This is a genomic window from Maribacter arenosus (assembly GCF_014610845.1).
Lineage (GTDB): Bacteria > Bacteroidota > Bacteroidia > Flavobacteriales > Flavobacteriaceae > Maribacter_A > Maribacter_A arenosus.
Genome location: NZ_JABTCG010000022.1, coordinates 1 through 1,364 on the forward strand (window position 1 = coordinate 1; position 1,364 = coordinate 1,364).

1 protein-coding gene is annotated in these 1,364 nt (G+C 57.6%); it reads right to left on the reverse strand.

Going from position 1 to position 1,364, the window contains the following annotated elements; genetic code table 11:
* Positions 1-1,364: hypothetical protein (locus HPE63_RS18460; protein ID WP_223198227.1), on the reverse strand; the 1,364-nt coding region annotated here is incomplete at both ends.

Here is a 1,364-nt window from a genome sequence, read left to right on the forward strand (position 1 = left end):
TCCGCTGTTGCCTTCGGCTATCTTTGCCGGCGTCACGTTGTCATCGGCTATTTTCAATGTGGTTACGGCATCGTTCGCGAGTTGCAGGGTATTTACCCCACCGTCGGCTACCTGAAGCTCGGTCCCTATCTGCCCGTCCCCTGTAATGGTCACCTGGTCGGCGAGTTCGGTGGTTCCGCTCCCAGTGGGGAGATCTACCCATGTAGCTGCGGTCCCGGTGGCGTTCGTTCGAAGGATCTGGTCTGCCGCTCCCGGTGCTATCTTGGCATCGGTCACGTTGAGGTCGGCGATATCATCGGTCTGCACCCCGCCATTCTGTATTTTAAGCGTCGTTACGGCATCGTTCGCGAGTTGCAGGGTATTGACCCCACCGTCGGCTACCTGAAGCTCGTTGCCTGTTGTCCCGTCTCCTGTGATTGTAAGGCCGTCACTGCCTACCGCACCTGCCGTTGCGGCGGACCAGACCACATTTCCCGCCCCATCGGTTGTGAGTACCTCTCCGCTGTTGCCTTCGGCTATCTTTGCCGGCGTCACGTTGTCATCGGCTATTTTCAATGTGGTTACGGCATCGTTCGCGAGTTGCAGGGTATTTACCCCACCGTCGGCTACCTGAAGCTCGGTCCCTATCTGCCCGTCCCCTGTAATGGTCACCTGGTCGGCGAGTTCGGTGGTTCCGCTCCCAGTGGGGAGATCTACCCATGTAGCTGCGGTCCCGGTGGCGTTCGTTCGAAGGATCTGGTCTGCCGCTCCCGGTGCTATCTTGGCATCGGTCACGTTGAGGTCGGCGATATCATCGGTCTGCACCCCGCCATTCTGTATTTTAAGCGTCGTTACGGCATCGTTCGCGAGTTGCAGGGTATTGACCCCACCGTCGGCTACCTGAAGCTCGTTGCCTGTTGTCCCGTCTCCTGTGATTGTTAGGCCGTCACTGCCTACCGCGCCTGCCATTGCGGCGGACCAGACCACATTTCCAGCCCCATCGGTTGTAAGTACCTCTCCGCTGTTGCCTTCGGCTATCTTTGCCGGGGTCACGTTGTCATCGGCGATATCCACCGTTGCAATGGTCAGATCTGCGATCTGTGTTGTCGTGATACCTCCCGTTGGCACGGAAAGGTCGGTCAGGTTCCCATCCCCTGTTATGGTCGTGCCATCGGATGATACCGCAATTGCTGTTGGAGCCGCCCAGATGACGTCGCCTATTGCATTGGTTGTCAGTATCTCCCCGTTGGCCCCTTCTGCTATTTTTGCCGGGGTCACGTTGTCATCGGCGATATCCACCGTTGCAATGGTCAGATCTGCGATCTGTGCCGTTGTGATGCCTCCCGTTGGGACACTTAATGGATTCGTCACACTTCCATTACCAA